20 protein-coding genes are annotated in these 22,762 nt (G+C 67.9%); 15 read left to right on the top strand and 5 right to left on the bottom strand.

Annotation, left to right across the window (positions count from 1 at the left end; all coding sequences use genetic code 11):
• The first annotated feature begins 73 nt into the window (after positions 1–73).
• The 4 genes from BJ980_RS06080 to BJ980_RS06065 all read left to right on the top strand — a co-directional run bounded on the left by BJ980_RS06080 (position 74) and on the right by BJ980_RS06065 (position 3,463).
• Positions 74–682: an ATP-dependent Clp protease proteolytic subunit gene (locus tag BJ980_RS06080; RefSeq protein WP_179501466.1), complete on the top strand. Its 609-nt coding sequence runs from the start codon at positions 74–76 to the stop codon at positions 680–682.
• A gap of 1 nt (position 683) precedes the next feature.
• The gene (locus BJ980_RS06075) at positions 684–1,292 is read left to right on the top strand and encodes an ATP-dependent Clp protease proteolytic subunit (RefSeq protein WP_179501465.1); all 609 of its coding nucleotides are present in this window, start codon (positions 684–686) and stop codon (positions 1,290–1,292) included.
• 85 nt (positions 1,293–1,377) lie between these two features.
• A complete protein-coding gene (gene clpX / locus BJ980_RS06070) occupies positions 1,378–2,652 on the top strand; it encodes an ATP-dependent Clp protease ATP-binding subunit ClpX (RefSeq protein ID WP_179501464.1) in 1,275 nt (424 codons plus the stop codon).
• A 127-nt stretch (positions 2,653–2,779) separates the two neighbouring features.
• The gene (locus BJ980_RS06065; protein ID WP_179501463.1) at positions 2,780–3,463 is read left to right on the top strand and encodes a hypothetical protein; all 684 of its coding nucleotides are present in this window, start codon (positions 2,780–2,782) and stop codon (positions 3,461–3,463) included.
• Positions 3,464–3,559: 96 nt separating this feature from the next.
• Here BJ980_RS06065 and valS read toward each other — a convergent pair whose 3' ends face one another.
• From valS to BJ980_RS06050, 3 genes are read right to left on the bottom strand one after another with little or no spacing between them, the layout of a single operon-like run.
• A complete protein-coding gene (gene valS, locus BJ980_RS06060) occupies positions 3,560–6,190 on the bottom strand; it encodes a valine--tRNA ligase (RefSeq protein WP_179501462.1) in 2,631 nt (876 codons plus the stop codon).
• A 53-nt stretch (positions 6,191–6,243) separates the two neighbouring features.
• Positions 6,244–7,341 (bottom strand): NAD(P)-dependent alcohol dehydrogenase, encoded by a 1,098-nt coding sequence (locus BJ980_RS06055; RefSeq protein ID WP_179501461.1) that lies wholly within the window; start codon positions 7,339–7,341, stop codon positions 6,244–6,246.
• Positions 7,338–7,805 (bottom strand): DUF4334 domain-containing protein, encoded by a 468-nt coding sequence (locus BJ980_RS06050; RefSeq protein ID WP_179501460.1) that lies wholly within the window; start codon positions 7,803–7,805, stop codon positions 7,338–7,340. Before BJ980_RS06050 ends, BJ980_RS06055 begins: the two co-directional genes overlap by 4 nt.
• A gap of 142 nt (positions 7,806–7,947) precedes the next feature.
• Here BJ980_RS06050 and BJ980_RS06045 point away from each other — a divergent pair, with 142 nt between their 5' ends.
• From BJ980_RS06045 to BJ980_RS06000, 10 genes are all read left to right on the top strand, one after another.
• Positions 7,948–9,327, top strand: coding sequence for a bifunctional folylpolyglutamate synthase/dihydrofolate synthase (locus BJ980_RS06045; RefSeq protein ID WP_179501459.1), 1,380 nt, complete (start codon positions 7,948–7,950; stop codon positions 9,325–9,327).
• Positions 9,324–9,776, top strand: coding sequence for a DUF4233 domain-containing protein (locus tag BJ980_RS06040; RefSeq protein ID WP_246279931.1), 453 nt, complete (start codon positions 9,324–9,326; stop codon positions 9,774–9,776). The genes BJ980_RS06045 and BJ980_RS06040 overlap by 4 nt, the downstream gene beginning before the upstream one ends.
• A 90-nt stretch (positions 9,777–9,866) precedes the next feature.
• The gene (gene ndk / locus BJ980_RS06035; protein WP_179501458.1) at positions 9,867–10,295 is read left to right on the top strand and encodes a nucleoside-diphosphate kinase; all 429 of its coding nucleotides are present in this window, start codon (positions 9,867–9,869) and stop codon (positions 10,293–10,295) included.
• Between the two features lie 29 nt (positions 10,296–10,324).
• Positions 10,325–11,545 carry a hypothetical protein gene (locus BJ980_RS06030; RefSeq protein ID WP_179501457.1) on the top strand — a complete coding sequence of 407 codons (1,221 nt, stop codon included), beginning with the start codon at positions 10,325–10,327 and terminating at the stop codon, positions 11,543–11,545.
• Positions 11,546–11,660: 115 nt separating this feature from the next.
• Positions 11,661–12,689: a rod shape-determining protein gene (locus BJ980_RS06025; RefSeq protein ID WP_179501456.1), complete on the top strand. Its 1,029-nt coding sequence runs from the start codon at positions 11,661–11,663 to the stop codon at positions 12,687–12,689.
• A gap of 13 nt (positions 12,690–12,702) precedes the next feature.
• Positions 12,703–13,614, top strand: a complete 912-nt coding sequence (mreC, locus tag BJ980_RS06020) for a rod shape-determining protein MreC (protein ID WP_179501455.1) — start codon at positions 12,703–12,705, stop codon at positions 13,612–13,614.
• Positions 13,611–14,123 (top strand): rod shape-determining protein MreD, encoded by a 513-nt coding sequence (mreD, locus tag BJ980_RS06015; RefSeq protein WP_179501454.1) that lies wholly within the window; start codon positions 13,611–13,613, stop codon positions 14,121–14,123. Before mreC ends, mreD begins: the two co-directional genes overlap by 4 nt.
• The gene (mrdA, locus tag BJ980_RS06010; protein ID WP_179501453.1) at positions 14,123–16,231 is read left to right on the top strand and encodes a penicillin-binding protein 2; all 2,109 of its coding nucleotides are present in this window, start codon (positions 14,123–14,125) and stop codon (positions 16,229–16,231) included. Before mreD ends, mrdA begins: the two co-directional genes overlap by 1 nt.
• Positions 16,231–17,391: a rod shape-determining protein RodA gene (gene rodA, locus BJ980_RS06005; protein WP_179501452.1), complete on the top strand. Its 1,161-nt coding sequence runs from the start codon at positions 16,231–16,233 to the stop codon at positions 17,389–17,391. The genes mrdA and rodA overlap by 1 nt, the downstream gene beginning before the upstream one ends.
• Positions 17,392–17,547: 156 nt before the next feature.
• Complete coding sequence (locus BJ980_RS06000; protein ID WP_179501451.1) at positions 17,548–19,506, top strand: TIGR03960 family B12-binding radical SAM protein; 1,959 nt, start codon at positions 17,548–17,550, stop codon at positions 19,504–19,506.
• A gap of 76 nt (positions 19,507–19,582) precedes the next feature.
• Here the strand turns inward: BJ980_RS06000 and BJ980_RS05995 are convergent, their stop codons facing one another.
• The gene (locus BJ980_RS05995) at positions 19,583–20,431 is read right to left on the bottom strand and encodes a DUF4190 domain-containing protein (protein WP_179501450.1); all 849 of its coding nucleotides are present in this window, start codon (positions 20,429–20,431) and stop codon (positions 19,583–19,585) included.
• Positions 20,432–20,438: 7 nt separating this feature from the next.
• Positions 20,439–21,428 (bottom strand): hypothetical protein, encoded by a 990-nt coding sequence (locus BJ980_RS05990; RefSeq protein ID WP_179501449.1) that lies wholly within the window; start codon positions 21,426–21,428, stop codon positions 20,439–20,441.
• 134 nt (positions 21,429–21,562) lie between these two features.
• On the opposite strand from BJ980_RS05990, the gene BJ980_RS05985 reads away from it, so the two are divergent.
• On the top strand, positions 21,563–22,747 hold the full coding sequence (locus BJ980_RS05985; RefSeq protein ID WP_179501448.1) for a winged helix DNA-binding domain-containing protein: 1,185 nt from the start codon (positions 21,563–21,565) through the stop codon (positions 22,745–22,747).
• The last annotated feature ends 15 nt before the right edge of the window (positions 22,748–22,762 follow it).

The following is a 22,762-nucleotide window of genomic DNA, read 5'->3' as shown; positions in this document are numbered from 1 at the left end:
CAGGGGGCCCGAACGCGTGGAACCGTCGGTTCCTCGGGCTAATGTCGCTCTCGTGAACCCCAATCAGAGCGAGATGAATGAGCCCCGGCGCTCCGTCGAGTCCAACGGCGGCGGTGGGTCCTATGGGCTCGATGACCACATCTACCAGCGCCTCCTGCGAGAGCGCATCGTGTTCCTCGGTTCCGAGGTGCGGGACTCCAACGCGAACGCGATCTGCGCGCAGCTGCTGTTGCTGTCGGCCGAGGACCCCGAGGCCGACATCTTCCTGCACATCAACTCTCCGGGTGGCTCCGTCGACGCCGGCATGGCGATCTACGACACGATGAACTACATCCCCAACGACGTCGCCACGGTCGGAATGGGCCTGGCTGCCTCGATGGGCCAGTTCCTCCTCTGCGCCGGCACCAAGGGAAAGCGCTATGCGCTGCCCCACGCGCGGATCATGATGCACCAGCCCTCCGGTGGCATCGGCGGTTCGGCCTCGGACATCAAGATCCAGGCCGAGCAGAGCCTGCTGCTCAAGAAGCAGCTGGGCGAGCTCATCGCCGAGCACACCGGCCGCTCGATCGAGGAGATCGAGCGCGACTCCGACCGCGACCGCTGGTTCACCCCGCAGCAGGCCCTCGAATACGGCCTGATCGACAAGGTGATCACCAACGCACGAGAGACCGAGGACGCCTGAGATGAACTACTACATTCCCCAGTGGGAAGAGCGCACGTCCTACGGCTTCCGTCGGATCGACCCCTACGGCAAGCTCTTCGAGGACCGGATCATCTTCCTCGGCACGCCGATCAGCGACGACATCGCCAACGCGGTGATGGCCCAGCTGCTCTGCCTGGAGTCGATGGACCCGGATCGCGACATCTCCATCTACATCAACAGCCCCGGTGGCTCGTTCACGGCGCTGACCGCGATCTACGACACGATGCGGTTCATCAAGCCCGACGTGCAGACCGTCTGCTTGGGCCAGGCCGCCTCGGCTGCCGCGGTCCTGCTCGCCGCGGGTGCCCCGGGCAAGCGCCTGGCGCTGCCCAACGCCCGGATCCTGATCCACCAGCCCTACACCGAGGGCACCGGCGGCCAGATCTCCGACCTGGAGATCCAGGCCAACGAGATCATCCGGATGCGCACCCTGCTCGAGACGATGATCTCCGAGCACAGCGGCAAGGACGCTGCAGAGGTCAGCCGCGACATCGAGCGCGACAAGATCCTCACCGCCGATGCTGCCGTGGAATACGGCCTGGTGGACGCCATCCTGGAGTCCCGCAAGGGAATCCCTGCCCTTGCATGACCCGGTTGCCCCGTGTCCTCGCCCGGTTGGCGCTGGACACGGGGTACCGTCAAGAAGTTGATCAGCTCAGGAAGGATGACCGCCCGTGGCACGCATTGGTGACGGAGGCGACCTGCTCAAGTGCTCGTTCTGTGGGAAGAGCCAGAAGCAGGTGAAGAAGTTGATTGCCGGTCCCGGCGTCTACATCTGCGACGAGTGCATCGACCTGTGCAACGAGATCATCGAGGAAGAGCTCAGTGAGCGCTCCGAGGTGGGCTTGGAAGAACTGCCCAAGCCCAAGGAGATCTTCGAGTTCCTCAACTCCTACGTGATCGGCCAGGAGCAGGCCAAGAAGTCCCTCGCTGTGGCGGTCTACAACCACTACAAGCGGGTCCAGGCCCAGGCCAGCGAGACCGGCAAGCACGCGAAGGACGAGGCGGTCGAGGTCGCGAAGTCCAACATCCTCGTGATCGGCCCGACCGGCTGCGGCAAGACCTACCTGGCCCAGACGCTGGCCCGGATGCTCAACGTCCCGTTCGCCATTGCCGACGCCACGGCACTGACCGAGGCCGGCTATGTCGGTGAGGACGTCGAGAACATCCTGCTCAAGCTGATCCAGGCCGCTGACTACGACGTCAAGAAGGCCGAGACCGGCATCATCTACATCGATGAGATCGACAAGGTCGCCCGCAAGGCCGAGAACCCGTCGATCACCCGTGACGTCTCGGGCGAGGGCGTCCAGCAGGCCCTGCTGAAGATCCTCGAGGGGACCTCTGCCTCGGTGCCGCCGCAGGGTGGCCGCAAGCACCCGCACCAGGAGTTCATCCAGATCGACACCACCAACATCCTCTTCATCGTGGGTGGTGCCTTCGCCGGCCTGGAGCACATCGTCGAGCAGCGGGTCGGCAAGAAGACCCTCGGCTTCACCGCCGACGTGCGCGGCAAGTCCGAGCGCGACGCCGATGACCTGCTCGCGCAGGTGCGTCCTGAGGACCTGACCAAGTTCGGTCTGATCCCCGAGTTCATCGGGCGGCTGCCGCTGATCGCGAGCGTCACCAAGCTCGACCAGGAGGCGCTGGTGCAGATCCTCGTGGAGCCCAAGAACGCCCTGATCAAGCAGTACCAGAAGCTCTTCGAGCTCGACGGCGTCGAGCTCGAGTTCGACGAGGACGCCATCAAGGCAGTCGCGGACCGTGCCATGGAGCGCGGGACCGGCGCCCGAGGGCTCCGCGCGATCATCGAGGAAGTCCTGCTCAGCGTGATGTATGACGTTCCGTCCCGCGGTGACGTGGCCAAGGTCGTCGTCACCGGCGAGGTCGTCACCGACGGCATGGCTCCGACCCTGATCCCGCGCGAGACCAAGAAGAAGAAGTCCGCCTGACCCGCTCGCTCGGCCAGCTCGGTGCGGACTAGTCCTTTCGGGTCATATTTGTGCGTGGATGCGGCAATGACCGGTGGACTGGTGGACAATGGGCGCCAACGTCCATGTCATCTGTCCCGGGAGAGTCATGAGTTCTGAGCACAAGAGGCCGCTCTACGCCTTTGTGGTGCTCACACTCGTCTGTGGCGTCTTCATGGGCTACAGCGTGAAGGCACAGGCGCTGGTCGAAAGTCTCCTCGACGGGTCGAGCATCGTGGCCCAGGTGGGCGTGGCACCCGTGCTGCGACTGCTCGAGGTGGAGGACTCGCCGGCGCCTGCGCGCGACGCGAGCACCCAGACGGAATCTGCCGCCGCCACGACACAGCCTGTCCCCAGTGCCGCGGCGCGGGCCTCTGACGCCCGCGCGACCAGTGCTCGTCCCCGGGCGATCCATGCAGCCCGCGTCGCCAGCAACGGCTCCACGCCGGTGGCTCTGCCGGAGCACGCTCACGGCAAGGCCAAGGGGCACGCCAAGGTCGGCAAGGCGAAGGGGCACGCGAAGGGCAAGGCGAGGGGGCACGTCCGGGGCCACGCGAAGAACGGCAAGGCCAAGGGCCACGCCAACGGCCACGCGAAGAGCCACCACAAGGTCGGCAAGGCCAAGGGTCACGCCAAGATCGGCAAGGCGAAGGGCCACGCGAAGGGCAAGGCCAGGGGGCACGCCCGGGGCCACGCGAAGATGGGTCACGCCCGGGGCCACGCGAAGATGGGTCACGCCCGGGGCCACGCGAAGATGGGTCACGCCCGGGGCCACGCCAAGCGGCACGGCTGATCCTCAGCCCGGGACGCTTCCGGTCTCTACAGTTCGACACGAAAAAGGTCCGGCCACCTCGCGGTGACCGGACCTTCTGCTTTTCGCAGGCTCGGTTCAGCTGGACTCGTCCGGCAGCTCGGCCAGCTCCACGTCGACGGCGAGCTCGGTCGCCTGCTCATCAACCGTGGCGACGAACTCGCCGGTGATGCTGGCAACCCGGACCAGGTCGTTCTCGGCCTTCTGCACCGAGGCGATCATGCCTGCGGGGCCGGTGAACTCGACCCGTGCGACCGGGTGCCGCTGCTTGACCTTTGCCCGGGACTTGGCGCCACGCAGGCCGCCAAGGGCTGCCGCAACGTGGTCGAGCAGGTCGGCGGTCGACGACGCGGCCGAGCCGAGCTCGGTTGCGCTCGGCCACGCGGCCCGGTGGATCGACCCGTCCTGCCACCACGACCAGACCTCTTCGGTGACATAGGGCAGGAACGGGGCGAGGAGCCGCAGCTGGGTGTGCAGCGCGACCGCCAGGGTGGCCTGCGCGGACGCGGTGGCAGCGCCGCCCTCCTCGTCGTACGCCCTCTCCTTGACGAGCTCGAGGTAGTCGTCGCAGAACTCCCAGAAGAACTTCTCCACCGTCTCGAGGGCGGTGGTGTAGTCGTAGGCGTTGAACGCGTCGGTCGCGGCCGTGATCACGTTGGCGAGCTTGCCGATCAGGGCGAGATCGACGGGCTCGGTGACGGCGAGCAGGTCCCGCTCGGTCGCCCCGACGTTGCCCAGGACGAACTTCGAGGCGTTCAGGACCTTCATCGCGAGTCGTCGGCCGACCTTCATCTGGGTCTCGTCGAAGGGCGAGTCCATGCCGGGACGTGCCATGGCCGCACGCCAGCGCACGGCGTCGGCACCGAACTTGTCGAGGATGTCGTTGGGGACCACCACGTTGCCCTTGGACTTCGACATCTTCTTGCGGTCCGGGTCCATGATGAAGCCGGAGATCATGGCGTGGGACCACGGCACGACGCCGTTCTCGTGGTGCGAGCGGACCACGCGCGAGAAGAGCCAGGTGCGGATGATGTCGTGGGCCTGGGTGCACAGGTCCATCGGGAAGACCCGCGAGAACAGGTCCTCGTCCGAGCCCCAACCGCCCGCGAGCTGCGGGGTCAGCGACGACGTCGCCCAGGTGTCCATCACGTCCGGGTCCCCGATGAAGCCGCCGGCCTGGCCGCGCTGGGTCTCGTCATACCCCTGAGGGGCATCGGTCGACGGGTCCACCGGGAGCTGGTCCTCGGTGGGCAGCAGCGGGTGCTCGTAGTCGGGCTCGCCGTCGGCGTCGAGCTGGTACCAGACCGGGAACGGGATGCCGAAGAACCGCTGGCGCGAGATCAGCCAGTCTCCGTTCAGGCCGCCGACCCAGTTGTCGTAGCGGTGCTTCATGTGGGCCGGGATCCAGGTGATCGCGTTGCCCTCGTCGACCAGCTCGGTGCGCAGGTCCGCGTCGCGGCCACCGTTGCGGATGTACCACTGCCGGGTGGCGACGATCTCGAGCGGCTTGTCGCCCTTCTCGTAGAAGTTCGTCATCCGCTGCGTCGGCTTCGGCTCGCCGTCCAGGTCGCCGCTCTCACGGAGCTTGGCCACGACAGCCTCGCGGGCGCTGAACGCGGTCTTGCCGGCCAGATCGGCGTACGCCGCTGCGGCGTCGTCGGCGGCGAGCCACTCGGGGGTCTCGCGCAGGAAGCGGCCGTCGCGGCCGATGACGGTGCGGACCGGGAGGTTGAGCTCTCGCCACCACTGGACGTCGGTGAGGTCACCGAAGGTGCAGCACATCGCGATGCCGGCGCCCTTGTCCGGCTCGGCGGCGGCGTGGGCCAGGACCGGGATCTCGACGCCGAAGACCGGCGAGGTGACGGTGCTGCCGAACAGGTCGGCATAGCGCTCGTCGTCCGGGTGCGCGATCAGCGCGACGACCGACGGGATCAGCTCGGGTCGGGTGGTCTCGATGTGGATGGGGGAGCCGTCGGGGCGGTGGAACGCGACGCGGTGGTAGGCGCCGGCATATTCGCGGGCCTCGAGCTCGGCCTGGGCGACGGCAGTCTGGAAGGTGACGTCCCACAGGGTCGGGGCTTCCTGCAGGTAGGCCTCGCCGCGGGCGTGGTTGCGCAGGAACGCGGTCTGGCTGACCTTCTGGGCCTTCGGGCCGATGGTCGTGTAGTCCTGCGACCAGTCCACGGAGACGCCGACGCGGCGCCACAGTTCCTCGAAGGTCTTCTCGTCCTCGACGACCAGCTGCTCGCAGAGCTCGATGAAGTTGGGTCGCGAGATCGGGACCTGCTTCTTCGGGTCGGGCTTCTCGGGAGGAGTGAAGTCGGCGTCATAGGGCAGCGACGGGTCGCAGCGCACACCGAAGTAGTTCTGCACCCGGCGCTCGGTGGGCAACCCGTTGTCGTCCCAACCCATCGGGTAGAAGATCGTCTTGCCCTGCATCCGCTGGTAGCGAGCGATCAGGTCCGGGTGGGTGTAGGAGAAGACGTGTCCGACGTGCAGCGATCCGGAGACCGTGGGCGGCGGCGTGTCGATCGAGTAGACGTTCTCGCGCGGCTGGGTGCGGTCGAAGGCATAGACCTGGTCGGCCTTCCACCGCTCGGACCACTTGGTCTCCAGACCCTCGAGCGCCGGCTTGTCCGGTACGACGACGCCGCGTGCCTGGGCGGACGTCGTCTCGGACAGGTCGGCGTTCTGCGGGTTCTGGTTCATGCGCGTGATCTTAGTTGCGCGCCTCGTGGGCAGGAAAACCAGTTCCCCGTCGATCACCAGACCAGGACTGGTTTGACCACCTTGCCAGCGAGTACGTCGGCTGCTGCGTCGTTGATCCGATCGAACGGATAAGTGGTGATCAGCGAGTCGACGTCGAACGCGCCACTCGCGGCGAGCTCGAGCAGGCGCGGGATCATCACCTTGGGGTCCGAGTCGCCCTCGACCGAGCCGCGCACGACCTTGCCGTTCATCATCAGGTCGACGGCGTCGAGCTCGAACGTGGGTGCGCCGAGGCCGAGGACCACCATCTCGCCTCGGGGTCGCAGGGCTGCCACGGCGTCCTTGATCACGGCAGCGACACCGGTGGTGTCGACCGAGTGTGACGGGCCACCGCCGGTGAGCTCCTTGATCTTGTCGACCAACGAGGTCTCGCCGAGGTCGGCGGGGTTGAGCGGGATTGCCCCGTGTGTGGCGGCGACGTCGAGACGCGCCGGCTGCAGGTCGACGGCGATCACCGTGCCGACGCCCTCGGCGCGGGCGGCTGCGAGGGCAGCGACGCCGACAGCGCCCACGCCATAGACCACGAGCGAGTCCTCGGGGCCGGGCTGCAGCACGTTGAGGACGGTGCCGGCCCCGGTCTGGAAGGCGCATCCGTAGGGGCCGAGCCGGGCCAGGTCGAGCGACTTATCGACCACGACGAGGTTGTCGGCACTGGCGATCGCGTGTCGAGCGAAGGTTGACTGACCGAAGAACGAGCCGTAGAGCGGCGCGTCGTTGCGGCTGTAGGTGGTCGAACCGTCCGGCCGGAAGCCCATGTAGTTGAGCACCACGGTCTCCGAGCAGTAGCCCGGACCCAGGGTCGTGCAGTTCTCGCACGTCCGGCAGGAGTTGAAGCTGGCCACCACGTGGTCACCCACGGCGATGCCGGTGACCTCGGCCCCGACCGCCTCCACGACGCCGGCGCCCTCGTGCCCGAAGACGCGCGGGAACATCTCGGCCGGCAGCGTGTCGCGCACCGAGAGGTCGGTGTGGCACAGGCCGGTCGCGACGACGCGGAGCAGGACCTCGTCGGCGCGCGGTTCGGAGAGCTCGACCTCCTCGAGGACGAAGTCGCCACCCGGGGACTCGACAAGTGCTGCGGTGGTCCTCATTCGCGCTCCAGCCAGAAGTAGTAGAGATCGGAGATGCCGTACGTCGATTGCAACTTGCCGTTCATGATGCCCATCAGGGTGTTCTCGTCCACGGCCTTGAAGTGGTCGAAGACGGGCAGCCGGTCATAGACCATGGTCGCGGTGACCTCTCCGCGGAACTCGAGGTTCCACAGGCTGGCACCCCCGCCGCCGGCAGCCTTCTCGTTGGCCACGAGCTGGCCTGCCTCGTCGCGGCACACGATGGGCGTCACCTCGAGCGGTGAGTCGAACCACTTGCCGTGCCATCGCGACTTGGTCAGCACCGTGGAGACCACGTGCCCGGTGGCGAAGTCGCCACCGGTCCAGTGACCCAGGATGTCGGGTACGTCGACCGGCGCGAGGTCGGCCCAGAGTGCGTCGAGGTCGTCAGGTGTGGGGGAGGGCGCATCGCGTAGCTCCCGGAATCTGTCGCGGACTTCTGGCATGCCGTCAACCTATGACGATGACAGCATGACTGTCATCGTCGGTGATCACCCACTGGACTGCGGGGCACCGGCGACCGGACGGAGTGCGGGGAACGCCTGACCGAACGGGCCGCGCTGCGCACCGACGCCTAGACTGCAGGCGATGAATGACGACTTCTCGACTGCCCAGTCCGCGGCCCGCCCCGCGCAGTCCTTCGCCGAGGCGGAGGATGCCCTGCTGTCCCGTTGGCCGGAGACGAAGCTGGACCCGTCGCTGGACCGGATCCGTGCCTTCCTCGAGCTGCTCGGGGACCCACAGCACGCCTATCCGACGATCCAGCTGACCGGCACCAACGGCAAGACCTCGACCAGCCGGATGATCGACACGCTGCTGCGCACGCTCGAACTGCGCACCGGGCGCTTCACCAGCCCGCACGTGGAGTCGATGACCGAGCGGATCTCGATCGACGGCGAGCAGCTGACCGACGAGGAGTTCGTCGAGGCGTTCAACGACGTCGCGCCCTACATGCACCTCGTCGACGCGGACCAGGAGCACCCGCTGTCCTTCTTCGAGGCGGTCGTCGGGATGGCTTATGCGAAGTTCGCCGAGGCGCCCGTCGACGTGGCCGTGATGGAGGTGGGGATGGGTGGTCGTTGGGACGCGACCAACGTCGTGACCAACCAGGTCTCGGTGATCACTCCGGTCGGCATCGACCACGCCAAGTATCTAGGCGACTCGGCCACCGCGATCGCCCACGAGAAGGCCGGGATCATCAACCCGGGCTCGACGCTGGTGCTGGCCGCGCAGTCCGAGGACGTCGCCACCGTCCTGCTGGAGCGCGCGGTCGAGGTCGGCGACGTCACCATCGTCCGCGAAGGCATGGAGTTCGGGGTCGTCTCGCGGGTGCCGGCCGTCGGCGGCCAGATGCTCTCCCTGCAGGGCCTGCGGGCGCGCTATGACGATGTGTTCCTTCCCCTGCACGGTGCCCACCAGGCGCAGAACGCGGTGGTCGCCCTGGCCGCGGTGGAGTCGTTGCTCGGAGAGGACCCGCTCGACGAGGAGCTGGTCCGCGAGGCGTTCGGGTCGACCACCAGCCCCGGTCGCCTCGAGATCATCCGGCGCAGTCCCACGATCGTGCTCGACGCGGCGCACAACCCGCACGGCGCCAAGGCACTCGCCTCCGCGCTGGAGGACTCGTTCACCTTCGATCCACTGATCGGCGTGGTCGCGGTGATGGCCGACAAGGACTACGAGGCATTCCTGGTGGAGCTCGAGCCGCAGCTGGCCCACCTGATCTGCAGCCAGGGATCCACTCCCCGCTCCCTTTCCGCCGACCGTCTGGCGGAGGTGGCGATCGAGGTGTTCGGTGAGGACCGGGTCAGCGTCGTACCGCAGCTTGCCGAGGCGATCGACCGCGCCGCCACCCTCGCCGAGGCCGGCGAGGCGCTCGGAGCAGCGATCGGCTCTGGTGCGGTGCTGGTCACCGGGTCCGTGGTGACCGTCGGTGAGGCTCGCGCGATGTTGAAGGGACGCGGACGATGAGCGACGAGGGCAGGCCCACCGAGGACAGATCCATCGAGGACGGGCTGACCGAGGACGGGCTGACCGAGGAGGGCGCGAAGGCCCCCAGCCGTGAGCGTTCCCCGCGGCGCCCGATGTGCGCAGGCATCCTGACCCTCGAGGCGATCACCCTGGGTCTCACCACACCGGTGCTGATCACGGTCTCCGACGTGGACAAGTGGGTCGCACTGGCCATCGGCCTGGGACTCGCCGTGGCATGCATCGTGGTCGCCGGCATGCTCCGCGCCGAATGGGCCTACGGCCTGGGCTGGGCGATCCAGGTGGCCGCCGTGCTCCTGGGATTCCTGATCCCGGCGATGTTCTTCCTCGGTGGCATCTTCGCGATCCTCTGGGCTGCTGGCCACCTGCTCGGACGCAAGATCGAGCGTGAGCGGGCCGAGGCCTGGGCCGCCTACGAGGCCGGCAACTGACTCCTTGCCCCTTGCTGAGGGGCCTGGGGTGGAACTCGGCTCGCGGAGGCGGCGAACGAGCGCGGGTGTGTGGGTCGCTACGCTGAGCCCGTGAGCGAATCAACCGAGAAGTCCCTGGTCCTGGTCAAGCCCGACGGATACCGTCGCGGCCTCAGCGGGGAGGTGCTCCGCCGGATCGAGGCGAAGGGCTACGTGCCCGTCGCGCTCGCCGTGGTGACGCCCACCCACGAGCAGCTCGCCGAGCACTACGCCGAGCACGAGGGCAAGCCGTTCTACGAGCCGCTCATCGAGTTCATGTCCTCGGGACCGGTCACGGCCATCGTGATCCAGGGCGAGCGCTGCATCGAAGGCTTCCGCGCTCTCGCCGGTGCGACCGACCCGACAGCAGCCCTGCCCGGCACGATTCGGGGCGACCTCGGGCGTGACTGGGGCCTCAAGGTGCAGCAGAACATCGTCCACGGCTCCGACTCGCCCGAGTCCGCCGCGCGTGAGATCGGCATCTGGTTCCCGAATCTGTGAACCCGGGCGGCGTTGTTAGCATGCGCGGCATGCTTCGACCCAGCCGTCTGACGGCAATCCTGTCCGCTGCAGCCCTCGTCACCACCCTCGCTGCCTGTTCCCAGGATGACGGCGACTCGGCGTCCAAGGAACCCTCTGCATCATCGTCCGGGTCGCCGTCGACCAAGACGGAGCAGGTCGCGGAGAGCGCGCCCCCGGCTGGGACGCCGACGGTCAAGTTCAACCAGCCGCTGAGCCCGGACGTCACCGAGAAGCAGCTGCAGGAGCTCCTCGACGAGGGAGCAGTGCCGATCGCACCCGCCCACGGCGGCGCCTTCGAGACGATGGTCAACGCCGTCACCAACCTCGACTCGGCGCCGGACGTGATGCTGTTCGGCGACTCGATGACCCAGCAGGGCGTCGACCCCGAGGTGCTCGGCAAGGAGCTCGCCAAGAAGGCGGGCTCGGACGTCCTGGCCTTCAACGGCGCCAGCAGCCGTGCCCGCTGGGGGATCAACCGGATGCTCGCCCGCTACCTGGTCAAGGCGGATCGAGTGCCCGACGTGGCGCTGCTCGCCATCTCCACCCGCGCGGCCGAGAGCGACCAGTTCTACAAGAACGACGCCTCCAAGTTCCCCTTCTCCTCCCTCGCCGAGGGTTGTGACCGCGAGTTCACCGAGTTCTGGACCAAGAAGGACCAGGCCAACTGCGAGAAGGACGTCTCAGACCTGCGACACCGGTTCCGTGCCGGCGGCAGCCAGGTCCAGCGTGGACTCGACGGTGAGGGCGTCCAGACCAGCCTCGCCATCGACAAGGACAGCTGGCTGCGCTCCGACGGGATGATGATCCACCCCGGCATCTCCGAGAAGCAGTCCCGTGCAGCGAGCGACAAGCGGATGAAGCGGGGCTTCCCGGGCTTCCCGACGGTGCACGACGAGGCCGTCGAGCAGTTCGAGGAGACCAAGGAGATCCTCGAGAAGGCCGGCGCGACGGTGATCGCCTTCGAGCTTCCCTACTCGCCCCCTCACCAGGCGAACCTCGACGAGGTCGGTCGCGACTACGACCTCAAGCGGCAGCGCTCGGCGAAGACCATGGCGGACACCGCCGGGGTCAAGCTCTTCCAGGTCAAGTCGTTCGGTGACTGGTGGGGTGACGGCGACAGCCGTGACGCCATCCATCTCGCCCCGCAGGGCGGAGCCAACTTCGCCCGGCAGCTCGTCAACGACACCCCGGGTTTCGCCGACGCGGTCCTGGCCGGCCTCGAGGACTGATTGACGATCCGCGTGTCCTGCCCGATTCGGGCAGGACACGCTCTTAGGCTCGTTGCGGGCGCGCCTCCGGGGTGCTCACTTCCCCGAAAACACCGCACGAGCAAGGGTTCTGGTGATGGCGAACAGCCTGATCGGTCGTGACATGGCCGTTGACCTCGGCACCGCCAACACGCTGGTCTATGTCCGGGGCCGGGGCGTCCTCCTCGATGAGCCGTCCGTGGTCGCCCTGAACTCCACCACCAACGAGATCCTCGCGGTGGGCCACGAGGCCAAGCGGATGATCGGGCGCACCCCCGACAACATCACCGCGATCCGTCCGCTCAAGGACGGCGTCATCGCCGACTTCGACGCAACCGAGCAGATGTTGCGCTTCTTCATCCAGCAGGTGCACCGCCGCCGCTACTTCGCCAAGCCACGCCTGGTGATCTGTGTGCCGAGCGGCATCACCGCGGTCGAGCAGCGTGCGGTGAAGGAAGCCGGCTACCAGGCCGGAGCCCGTCGGGTCTACATCATCGAGGAGCCGATGGCTGCCGCCATCGGTGCCGGCCTGCCCGTGCACGAGGCGACCGGGAACATGGTCGTCGACGTGGGTGGGGGCACCACCGAGGTCGCCGTGATCTCGCTGGGCGGCATCGTGACCAGCCTGAGCACGCGCACCGCCGGTGACGACCTGGACCAGGCGATCATCGCGTGGATGAAGAAGGAATACTCCCTGATGCTGGGGGAGCGCACGGCGGAGGAGATCAAGATGACCCTCGGCTCTGCCTTCCCCCTCCCGAAGGAGCCCGAGGCCGAGGTCCGTGGCCGCGACATGGTCTCCGGACTCCCGCGCACCGTCGTGGTCTCCAGCGCCGAGGTTCGCCAGGCGCTCGAGGAGCCCCTGCACAACATCGTCGACTCCGTCCGCACCACCCTGGACCAGACTCCGCCCGAGCTCGCCGGCGACATCATGGACCGCGGCATCGTCCTGACCGGGGGCGGAGCCCTGCTGCGCGGTCTGGACGAGCGCATCCGGCACGAGACCGGGATGCCGGTCCACGTGGCCGACGAACCGCTCAGCTCGGTCGCCCTCGGTGCGGGCAAGTGCGTCGAGGAGTTCGACGCCCTCCAGCAGGTCCTCGTCTCCGACCCGCGACGCTTCTGAGGGGCTGGACGTGATGGAGAAACGCTGGAAGGGGGCAGGGGCCCGGGACAAGGGCCGCCGCTCCTCCGGGTCGGTCCTGGTGGCCCTGCTGCTGGCCGCGGCCACGATGATCACCCTTGACGCCCAGGGCGGATCCGACTCGCCGCTCGAGCCGCTGCGCCGGGCCACGGGCGAGGCTTTCGGGCCGGTGGAGACATTCACCGCCGGCGTGGTCCGCCCGTTCGCCGCGGTCCCGGACTACTTCACCACCCGCAACAACCTGCGCGACGAGGTGACCCGGCTGGAGTCCGAGAACGCCGCGCTGCGTCGTACGGTCAACTCCTCCGACCTCGACCGCAACCGCCTGGCCGAGTACGACGGCCTGGTGAAGGCCGCCTCGGACACCGGATATGACCTGGTCCCGGCCAGGGTGATCGCGGTGGGCGCTCGCCAGTCCTTCTCCAACACGGTGACCATCGACGCCGGCAGCGAGGCGGGCCTGCACGCCGACATGACCGTGATCAACAACGACGGACTGGTCGGCCGCGTGGTGCGCGTGACCAGCACCACCTCGACCGTCGTGCTGGTGCTCGACCCCGACTCGGTGGTGGGCGCCCGACTGGCCTCGAGCATGGAGATGGGCTTCCTCTCCGGCCGTGGCGTGCTGGACGGGGAGCCGCGTCTCGACCTCGACCTGATGGACGACACGATCGTGGCCAGCACCGGAGACGTGGTCTCCACCTGGGGCAGCGAGAACGGCACTCCCTACGTCGCCGGCATTCCGATCGGCAAGGTCGTCTCGGTCTACAACAGCCCGCGCGAGACCGCGCGCCGAGCCGTGATCGAACCCTTCGTCGACTTCACCGCCCTCGACCTGGTCGGGGTGGTGGTGCCCAAGGGCGCCAAGTCCGACCGCAGTGTGATCGAGGCGGGGGAGGACCGATGAGCCTCGTCCGCGGCGTGATCGCTCTGCTGGTCCTGGCCCTCGCCCTGATCCTCCAGGTCAGCCTCTTCCCGCACTTCGCGTGGCAGGGCGTCGTACCCAACCTCGCGCTGCTCGTCGTGGTGGCTTCCGCACTGGTTCGTGGGCCGGAGTTCGCCGCCACCCTGGGCTTCGTGGCCGGCGCCATGATCGACCTCGCGCCCCCGGCGGATCACGTCGCCGGCCGCTGGGCGCTGGCCCTGCTCCTGGTCGGATTCATCGCCGGCAAGGTCCGCCAGGACACCAGGCCGAGCGCGAGCGCCGTCGTGCTCACCGTCGCAGCCGCGTCCTTCATCGGTACGTCGATCTTCGCGCTCACCGGCCCGATCCTCGACGACCCGGTGCTCACGGTGCCCGAGATGATCCAGGTGATCCTGATCGCCGTCGTGTGGGACGTCCTGCTCACCCCGTTCGTGCTCCCGCCGGTGATGGCCCTCTTCCGGCGTGTCCAGCCGGCTCAGGTTGCGTTCTGATGGACACCCGGACCAGCAGCCGCCTGCGCCTGATCGTCGTGCAGGCGCTGGTGTTCAGCCTCTTCGTCACCCTCTTCGCCCGGTTGTGGTACCTCCAGGTGGCCGGTGGCGAGGTCTACCAGGCCAAGGCCGCCTCGCAGTCGGTGCGGGAGATCGTCCTGCAACCCGACCGTGGCCTGATCGTTGATGCGCAGGGTCGCCCACTGGTCAACAACCGCAGCTCATGGGTGGTCTCGATCGACCGCACCACCCTCGGCAAGCTGCCCGCCGAGGAGCGCGCGACCCTGATCCGACGCGTCGCCTCGGTCGTCGAGGTCTCGCCGGAGTCGATCCGTGCCCGTCTGCTCAACTGTGGCGCACCCGAGTCCGTCTCCGGCACGTGCTGGAACGGGTCGCCCTACCAGCCGGTCCCGGTCGCGAACGATGTCGACCCCAAGGTCTCGCTCAAGATCAGGGAGCAGGCCGAGGACTACCCGGGCGTGCTGGCGCAGCGCGAGTCGGTGCGTGCGTACCCGCGCCCCTATGACGTCAATGCAGCCCACCTGCTCGGCTACCTGAGCCCGATCACCGAGGGTGAGCTCGACGAGGCCCAGACCCGTCTCGACTCCTCGGTCAACGGTGCCTCCAGGGTCGGCCGGGCGGGCGTCGAGAAGGAGTACGACGCCTACCTGCGCGGCATGCCCGGCTACCAGCGCGTCGAGGTGAACTCGATGGGCATGGTGATGGACGAGCACAGCCTCGACGCAGGCACCCCGGGCTCGACGGTGGTCACCTCCCTCGACGCGCGGGTCCAGTCGGTGGTCGAGAAGCAGCTCAAGGAGACGATCAAGACCGCGCGCGCGACCACGGACACGGTGACCGGGAAGAAGTACGTCGCCGACTCCGGCGCGGTCGTCGTGATGGAAGCCAAGACCGGACGCATCGTGGCCATGGCCAGCGAGCCGACGTACGACCCGGGTGTGTGGGTCAACGGGATCTCGCAGAAGGAGCTGACCCGGCTCTACTCCGAGAAGGCCGGAACCCCCCTGCTCTCTCGTGCCACCCAGGGCCAGTTCGCTCCCGGGTCCACCTGGAAGCCGATGATGACCGCCGGCGCGATGACCAATGGCTACGGCAAGGACACGCGGCTCAACTGCTCCTCGTCCTTCCAGGTCGGCAACCGTGCCTTCAAGAACTACGAGTCGGGTGCCTATGGCTCGATCGGGTTCGACAAGGCGCTGGAGGTCTCCTGCAACACCTTCTTCTATCGGATCGGCTATGACTTCTGGAGCCGATACGGGCGCGATGTCTCCGACGTGAACGCCAAGGACCCGCTCGTCGCCGAGGCCAAGGAGTTCGGCTTCGGTGCCGAGACCGGCATCGACATCCCGGGGGAGGCCCCCGGTCGGATCGCGGACCGCAAGTGGAAGAAGCAGTACTACGAGTCGCAGAAGGACTACTACTGCGACCTCGCCAAGAACCCGCCCAAGGACGCGTCGGCGTTCTTGAAGAAGTTCTCCCGCGAGTTCTGCATCGAGGGCTTCGCCTATCGCGCAGGTGACGCGGTCAACTTCTCCATCGGGCAGGGCGACACGATCGTGACGCCGCTCCAGCTCGCGCGCGCCTACGGCGCCTTCTCCAACGGTGGCACGCTCTACGAGCCCCGGGTCGCGAAGGCGATCGTGGATGCGGAGGGCAAGCTGGTCAAGGAGTTCGAGCCCACGGTCCAGGCCGAGGTCGACGTACCCAAGGGCGTGCTCGGCTACATCGATGAATCTCTCAAGGGCGTCACCCGGCAGGGCACGATGTCCTGGCGGATGGGCGGCTTCCCGCTCGACGAGGTCCCGATCCGTTCCAAGACCGGATCTGCCGAGGTCTATGGCAAGCAGTCGACGTCATGGGTCGCGTCCTACTCCGACGACTACGTCGTCGTGATGATGGTCTCCCAGGGCGGGACCGGGTCGGGCACCTCAGGCCCGGCGGTCCGCAAGATCTGGGAGACGCTCTACGGCGTCAAGGAGGAGACCGTCGACCCCAAGCGGGCTGCGATCCCCGGAGTCGTCCAGGGCGATGACCTGCCGATCTTCGCGGAGGACGGCTCGATCCTTCCGCCCTCGAGGGAGAAGTGATGGGACGCCGTGCCCCCGGTCTCGACTGGATCCTGATGGGAGCGGCGATGGCGCTCGTCGTCCTCGGCACCCTCCTGGTCTGGTCAGCGACGTCGGCTCGCCCGGCACTCACCGGCGACGACCCCACGGCATACCTCAAGAAGCAGCTCGTCAACGTCGCGATCGGCCTGGTCCTGCTGGTGATGGTGCTGGCCACCGACCACCGCTGGTTGCGCATCGTTGCCCCGCTCGCCTATCTCGCCTCGATCGTCGGACTCGTGCTCGTGCTGGTGATGGGGACCACCGTCAACGGATCCCGGTCGTGGCTGATGCTCGGAGGGATGTCGATCCAACCCTCGGAGTTCGCCAAGCTCGCCGTGGTGCTCGGCATGGGCCTCCTCGTCGCCGAGCGCTCCGAGGGATCGTGGCGCCGCCGGGTCGGTTCCGGCGACGTGCTCGGTATGCTCGCCATCGCCGGTGTCCCCGCGGCCCTGATCCTGCTCCAGCCGGACCTCGGCACCATGCTCGTGCTCTCTGCCACCGTGTTCGGCGTGCTCGCCGTGGCGGGGGCGCAGCGACGCTGGCTGGTGGGCCTGACCGGCGCCGGCGTCGGAGCCGCGGTGCTCGCGGTCGGGCTGGGCTTCCTCAAGCCCTACCAGCTCGACCGGTTCATGGCCTTCACCAACCCCGATCTCGATCCGCGCGGAGCGGGCTACAACGTGGAGCAGGCCCGGATCGCGATCGGCAACGGCGGCATCTTCGGGCAAGGCCTCTTCGACGGGTCCCAGACCAAGTCGGGCTTCGTGCCCGAGCAGCACACCGACTTCATCTTCACCGTGGCAGGCGAGGAACTGGGCCTGATCGGTGCCGGCGCGATGATCGCGCTCCTGGCAATCATCGTGTGGCGCTGCCTGGCGATCGCCATGCACGCCGAGGACATGTTCGGCCGGGTCACCGCCGCGGGCATCGCCTGCTGGATCGGCTTCCAGTCCTTCCAGAACATCGGCATGTGCCTGGGCATCATGCCGGTCACCGGGGTCCCGCTGCCGTTCGTGTCCTACGGCGGATCCTCGATGTTCGCGGGCATGCTCGCGCTCGGCCTGGTGCAGAACATCCACCTGCGCTCCACCTCGTCGCTCCCGACACGCTTCGTCCCCTCCCGGGTGCTCGTACCTCGCTGACCCGTCCTCGCTGACCTACGGCTCCGCGCCTGGCGGGTGATCGGACCCCGGGCCCGGTGCCGGTGGCGGGGGTGGTCGCGACAAGGTGTCTATCCGCCACTCAGCCCGTATCCTTGACTGCCGTCCCACATCCCCGAACATCTTGAGGTCCCTGTCGTGTCACCGGAGTCCGTCTTCGCCCGCCTCGAGCCCCGTCTGCCGTCGGTGCAGAAGCCGATCCAGTACGTCGGCGGCGAGCTCAACTCGACCGTCAAGGAGTGGGACTGCGCGCCGGACGGCGAGACCGTGCGCTGGGCGTTGATGTATCCCGACGCCTATGAGGTCGGCCTGCCCAACCAGGGTGTCGCGATCCTCTACGAGGTGCTCAACGAGCGCGACTGGATCCTGGCCGAGCGGACCTACTCGGTCTGGCCGGACATGGAGAAGGTCATGCGTGCCGGCGACGCCCAGGGCCCGATTCCGCAGTTCACCGTCGACAGCCACCGTCCGGTGGGGGCCTTCGACGTCTTCGGCCTGAGCTTCTCCACCGAGCTCGGCTACACCAACATGCTCAACGCCCTCTCCTTGGCGCAGATCCCGCTGCACGCCGTCGACCGCACCGACGACGACCCGATCGTGCTCTCCGGAGGACACGCGTCCTTCAACCCCGAGCCGATCGCGGACTTCGTCGACGCCGTGGCACTGGGCGACGGTGAGGAGATCGTGCTGAAGATCTCCGAGGTGATCAAGGAGTTCAAGGAGCAGGGTTCCCCGGGCGGTCGCGACGAGCTGCTGTTCCGTCTTGCCGCGTCCGGCGGGGTCTACGTGCCCAAGTTCTACGACGTGGCGTACGACGACTCGAGCGGCGAGATCGCCTCGGTCACGCCCAACCGTCCCGGCGTCCCGGCCCGGATCCGCAAGCACACGCTGATGGACCTGGATGCCTGGCCCTACCCGGCCAAGCCGCTGGTGCCCCTGGCCGAGACCGTGCACGAGCGCTTCTCCGTGGAGATCTTCCGAGGCTGCACCCGTGGTTGCCGGTTCTGCCAGGCCGGCATGATCACCCGCCCGGTGCGCGAGCGCTCCATCGAGACCATCGGTGCGATGGTCGAGAACGGCATTCGCAAGTCCGGCTTCGAGGAGGTGGGCCTGCTCTCGCTGTCGAGTGCCGACCACACCGAGATCGGTGAGGTCGCCAAGGGCCTGGCCGACCGCTACGAGGACTCGAACGTCTCGCTGTCACTGCCGAGCACCAGGGTCGATGCCTTCAACATCTCGCTCGCCAACGAGTTCTCCCGCAACGGCCGCCGTTCGGGCCTCACCTTCGCTCCCGAAGGCGGGTCCGAGCGGATGCGCAAGGTGATCAACAAGATGGTCACCGAGGAAGACCTGATCCGCACGGTCGCTGCGGCCTACTCGCACGGCTGGCGCCAGGTGAAGCTCTACTTCATGTGCGGGCTTCCCACCGAGACCGACGAGGACGTCCTCGAGATCGCCGACCTCGCCAAGAAGGTGATCGCCAAGGGTCGCGAGGTGTCCGGCCGCAACGACATCCGTTGCACGGTCTCGATCGGTGGCTTCGTGCCCAAGGCGCACACTCCCTTCCAGTGGGCGTCGCAGCTCGACCAGGAGACCACCGACTCGCGGCTGCTGAAGCTGCGCGACGCGATCCGCGCCGACAAGAAGTTCGCCCGCGCCATCGGGTTCCGCTACCACGACGGCAAGCCCGGAATCGTCGAAGGACTCCTCTCGCGTGGAGACCGTCGGGTCGGCCGGATCATCGAGGAGGTGTGGCGCGACGGAGGCCGTTTCGACGGCTGGAGCGAGCACTTCTCCTACGACCGTTGGGCGGAGGCCACCCACCGGGCCCTCGAGGGGACCGGCGTCGACCTGGCCTGGTTCACCACCCGCGAGCGCGGCTATGACGAGGTGCTCCCGTGGGACCACCTCGACTCGGGGCTCGACAAGGACTGGTTGTGGGCCGACTGGGAGGACGCGATCGACCCGAACACCGACATCGAGGTCGAGGACTGCCGTTGGACTCCCTGCTATGACTGCGGCGTCTGCCCGGAGATGAACACCGAGATCCAGATCGGCCCCACGGGCCAGCAGCTCCTGCCACTGTCCGTGGTCTGAGCCGTCCGGGCGCAACGCCCGAAGGTGCGAAAGGGCCGTCGGAGCGAATGCTCCGACGGCCCTTTCGTGCGTTCGCTCAGCCGATCTTGCTGTCGGCCTTTCCGTTGACCGGGCCGACGTAACAGACGAACTTGTCGTCCTTGTCCGGGTTGGAGGTGTCCTCGGAGGCCAACCCCCACTCGTAGTCGTCGCCGAGGGCGGAGTAGGGCTCCCCGACGAGCTGACGGCAGACGGCGGCCGCCTCGGTCTCCTCGGTTGCGCCCTCGTTGATCTCGAGCGGGTTGATCTTGCCCTCGACATCCCCATAGGTGCTGACCAGGGCGATCTCGGCGTCGTGGTCGTCGCTGCAGTCCCTCTTGTTGAGGTGGACGGTGTTCTCGTCGTTCTCTTCCTCGACGTTGATGCACATGCCGACCTCGGCGTTGTCGGTCGTGACGGTGTTGCCGGCCACGACGAGGACCGCGATGATGATGCCGGCCAGCACGAGCGCCCACACGAAGCCCAGGACGATGCCGGTGACGGCCATCCACTTGCCCTTGGCGCCGGTGCGCTTGATCTGGTGCAGGGAGATGAATCCGAGGATGATTCCCGGGATGGCGAGGCCGCAGCAGGTCGCGTTGAGGATCAGTGAGGCAATAGCAGTGCCGCTGGTGCCCTTGTTGGACTCATCGACGCCTTGCCACTGATTGCCCGGCTGCTGGGGATATCCACCCTGCTGATACCCACCCTGTTGGCCATATCCCTGCTGCCCGTAGTTCGGCTGCATCGGTTCGCCATAGGGACCCGCCGGCGGCTGCTGCCCGTAGGCCGAGTGCGTGGGCGGCTGCTGAGGCTGCTGGGGCGCATGCCTCGTGGCGTCCTCGTTGCCGCTGTCGCCAGAGTCGCCGGAGTCGCTCGGGCCGGGGTAGTGGGGAGGGGTGGTCATCGACGGATCACTCCACGATCTTCGAGGTGAGCTCGTCACCGTTGCTGTTGCGGATGAAGCAGACCAGGTTGTCGTCCGAGGTCGGCTCGTCGCTGGCAACCAGCGGGCGGACTTCCTGGCCGGCGCTGGTCAGGTCGGCGAGGGACTTGCCCTGCTTCACGAGTTCGTCGACGCAGGTCGAGCCGGCGGCATCGACGTCGAAGTCCTTGGCCAGCTCATCGCTGATCTCGACGATGGCGAACACCTCGGCGTCGTGGTCCTTGCCGCACCCGATCGTCTCGATCGAGTCGATCGTTCCGGCACCCTCCGCGATGTCCTCGCTGACGACACACTCCCCGGACTTGAGGTCGTTGATCGCGACACCGTCGGTCTCGTCGTCACCGCCGGCGAGCGCCATGATCCCGAAGACCAGGCCGACGATCGCGGCGATCAGGACGACCACCAGGACGACGATCAGCCATACCTTCGCGCCGCCCTGCTTGCCATCTGTGGTCCCTTGCTGGCCGTATCCACCGGGGCCCTGCTGGCCATAGCCGGGCTGGGCGCCCTGCTGGCCGTACGGCGAAGGGGAGTACTGGCCGGCGCCATACTGCTGGCCCGCCTGCTGGCCTTGCTGCTGATAGCCGCCCTGACCGTAGGGGGACTGGCCCTGCTGGGGCTGGCCGTAGGGGGACTGGCCCTGTTGCGGCTGGCCGTAGGGGTTCGGCTGACCGCCCTGCTGGGGCTGTCCATAGGGGGACTGGCCCTGCTGGGGCTGGCCATACGGGTTGCCCTGCTGGGGCTGTCCGTAGGGGTTCGGCTGACCGCCCTGCTGGGGCTGGCCATACGGGTTGCCCTGCTGGGGCTGGCCATACGGGTTCGGCTGACCGCCCGGCTGCTGGCCATAGGGGGACTGACCGTACTGGCCGCCCTGCTGGGGCGCACCACCCTGGTCGGGGGCGCCGGGCTGGCGCGTCGGTTCCTCCGGCGGACCGGCAGGGGGCTGGTTCGAGGACATGTCTGTGACCTTCCGAGTCGGCTGGGCGCAGCCTGCGACACTTGGTGATTCCGCTGCAGACTATCCGACCTGGACCCTCTTCAAACTTCCGCCGCGGGTGTCGGACTGTCACCGGTGTCGGCCATGCTTGAACCATGAGGCATGTCACGGATGAGGAACGCCGGGCGCGTCTGGCCGCGCGCCACCGGATCATGCCGGGAGCCAGGGCGCCGGACGCCGTGAGCGCCACCAGGGCGATGACAGTTCTGCACGCGACCGAACCGCCGACGGTCTACCTGTCGCTGGCTGCTCGCGTCGATGGTCTGGCACGTGAGGACATCGACCGTGAGCTCTACGTCCACCGGTCCCTCGTGAAGCAGCTGGCCATGCGACGCACCCTGTTCGTCTTCCCGCGCGATCTCCTTCCTGCAGCCTGGGCCAGTGCGTCCGCGCGGGTGGCGATCCAGGAGGCCACCAGGCTCGCCCGTGATGCGGTCCGAGGCGGGCTTGCGCCTGACGGGGCGGCCTGGCTGGCCGAACGGGAGCAGGAGGTCCTCGGCCTCCTCGCCGGTGGCGGGCTCCAGACCTCCGACATCCGCAAGCAGGTCCCGGACATGGACGCCAAGGTGCCCACCGGGGGCGTGAACTCCAAGTGGGGTGGTCCGACTCCGATCGGTCCCCGGGTGCTGACCTGGCTCGGCGCCCGCGGCCTCATCGTGCGGGGACGCAACGGCGGCCACTGGCGGATCTCGCGGGCCGAGTGGACCCCGATGGAGACCTGGCTGGGCGAGTTGCCCGCGCGGCCCAGCGAGGACGAGGCATATGCCGAGCTGGTGCGGCGCTGGTTGCACACCTTCGGTCCCGGCACGACCCGGGACATCCAGTGGTGGCTGGGGGCGACGCTCACGGCCGTACGCCGCGCCCTGGCCGCAGTGGACGCCGTCGAGGTGTCCCTCGACGGCGGTGGGACGGGCTGGCTTCTTGCCGATGACGTCGACGAGGTGGAGGAGCCCGGCCCCTGGGCCGCGCTCCTGCCCGTCCTCGATCCGACCACGATGGGCTGGAAGGAGCGCGGCTTCTACCTGGACCCCGCCGACGTGCCCTATCTCTTCGACAGCAACGGCAACGCGGGGACCACGGCATGGTGGAACGGGCGCATCGTCGGGTGCTGGGTCCAGGACGCTGCCGGCAAGGTGCGAGTCGTGTCCCGACACACCCTGCCAGCCGACGCCGAGGCGGCACTGGCGGCCGAGGCGGAGCGTCTGACCGCATGGCTGGACGGCGAGATCGTCAACTCCCTCTATGCTTCGAAGCAGATGAAATCGGAACGACTGCCCTGATGCCGATATCGTGCG

This window comes from Nocardioides daedukensis, from assembly GCF_013408415.1.
In the GTDB taxonomy this organism is placed as follows: Bacteria; Actinomycetota; Actinomycetes; order Propionibacteriales; family Nocardioidaceae; genus Nocardioides; species Nocardioides daedukensis.
The sequence above is the reverse complement of the archived record's forward strand: the minus strand, read 5'-3'. Positions and strand labels throughout refer to the sequence as shown.

What these genes read in the sequence shown, in the direction of transcription:
- valS (WP_179501462.1), bottom strand. Translation starts at nt 6,190, where the DNA reads ATGAACCAGAACCCGCAGAACGCCGACCTGTCCGAGACGACGTCCGCC.
- mrdA (WP_179501453.1), top strand. Translation starts at nt 14,123, where the DNA reads ATGGACACCCGGACCAGCAGCCGCCTGCGCCTGATCGTCGTGCAGGCG.
- BJ980_RS05995 (WP_179501450.1), bottom strand. Translation starts at nt 20,431, where the DNA reads ATGACCACCCCTCCCCACTACCCCGGCCCGAGCGACTCCGGCGACTCT.
- BJ980_RS05985 (WP_179501448.1), top strand. Translation starts at nt 21,563, where the DNA reads ATGAGGCATGTCACGGATGAGGAACGCCGGGCGCGTCTGGCCGCGCGC.
- BJ980_RS06030 (WP_179501457.1), top strand. Translation starts at nt 10,325, where the DNA reads ATGCTTCGACCCAGCCGTCTGACGGCAATCCTGTCCGCTGCAGCCCTC.
- BJ980_RS06050 (WP_179501460.1), bottom strand. Translation starts at nt 7,805, where the DNA reads ATGCCAGAAGTCCGCGACAGATTCCGGGAGCTACGCGATGCGCCCTCC.
- BJ980_RS06055 (WP_179501461.1), bottom strand. Translation starts at nt 7,341, where the DNA reads ATGAGGACCACCGCAGCACTTGTCGAGTCCCCGGGTGGCGACTTCGTC.
- BJ980_RS06025 (WP_179501456.1), top strand. Translation starts at nt 11,661, where the DNA reads ATGGCGAACAGCCTGATCGGTCGTGACATGGCCGTTGACCTCGGCACC.
- BJ980_RS06080 (WP_179501466.1), top strand. Translation starts at nt 74, where the DNA reads ATGAATGAGCCCCGGCGCTCCGTCGAGTCCAACGGCGGCGGTGGGTCC.
- BJ980_RS06045 (WP_179501459.1), top strand. Translation starts at nt 7,948, where the DNA reads ATGAATGACGACTTCTCGACTGCCCAGTCCGCGGCCCGCCCCGCGCAG.
- mreD (WP_179501454.1), top strand. Translation starts at nt 13,611, where the DNA reads ATGAGCCTCGTCCGCGGCGTGATCGCTCTGCTGGTCCTGGCCCTCGCC.
- BJ980_RS06040 (WP_246279931.1), top strand. Translation starts at nt 9,324, where the DNA reads ATGAGCGACGAGGGCAGGCCCACCGAGGACAGATCCATCGAGGACGGG.
- BJ980_RS05990 (WP_179501449.1), bottom strand. Translation starts at nt 21,428, where the DNA reads ATGTCCTCGAACCAGCCCCCTGCCGGTCCGCCGGAGGAACCGACGCGC.
- BJ980_RS06065 (WP_179501463.1), top strand. Translation starts at nt 2,780, where the DNA reads ATGAGTTCTGAGCACAAGAGGCCGCTCTACGCCTTTGTGGTGCTCACA.
- BJ980_RS06075 (WP_179501465.1), top strand. Translation starts at nt 684, where the DNA reads ATGAACTACTACATTCCCCAGTGGGAAGAGCGCACGTCCTACGGCTTC.
- mreC (WP_179501455.1), top strand. Translation starts at nt 12,703, where the DNA reads ATGGAGAAACGCTGGAAGGGGGCAGGGGCCCGGGACAAGGGCCGCCGC.
- rodA (WP_179501452.1), top strand. Translation starts at nt 16,231, where the DNA reads ATGGGACGCCGTGCCCCCGGTCTCGACTGGATCCTGATGGGAGCGGCG.